The organism is Caballeronia mineralivorans PML1(12) (assembly GCF_001028175.1).
Taxonomy (GTDB): domain Bacteria; phylum Pseudomonadota; class Gammaproteobacteria; order Burkholderiales; family Burkholderiaceae; genus Caballeronia; species Caballeronia mineralivorans.
The window spans coordinates 1-428 of the sequence record NZ_AEJF01000303.1 but is presented as its reverse complement, the minus strand read 5'-3'; the positions used below and the strand labels follow the sequence as shown (position 1 = coordinate 428).

Annotated in this window: 1 pseudogene; it reads right to left on the bottom strand. The window is 46.0% G+C overall.

What is annotated here, in order from left to right:
- A pseudogene (gene nimR / locus EOS_RS45450) lies at positions 1–339 on the bottom strand (DNA-binding transcriptional regulator NimR); the annotation flags it as partial.
- Positions 340–428 lie beyond the last annotated feature (89 nt).

Below are 428 nucleotides of genomic sequence, written 5' to 3'. Positions count from 1 at the left end.
TCCCGGCATAAGGGCGATTATTTTCAATGTGCAACATGTTGTCGGCATTGTCACTGCGCTGGGTTCGATAAACAGAAAACAGAGTTCAGCATTAGCTGTTACTTGATTGCTATGTTCCACCCCGCCCTGTATCCAAACCGCATATTGTGGCGGCACCATCCACAAAGCATTTTCCACCGTACAGGTAATTGCACCATGTAGCGCCAGTATCAGCTGTCCTTTGCGGTGCTGATGTACAGGACTGGTTAACTCATCCGTTCCGGCGTGAATACAAAATGCGACCGCGGCTTCATGGTGTCGGTCGGGTTCATAGCCATTGAGATTCAACCTGTGCATCATTTTGTCCGAACTTAGCGATAATTTGTCATTTTAGCTTGATTCAACATAACAATAAAAACGGTAAGGTACAGCCTCGTTTGTAACAATGA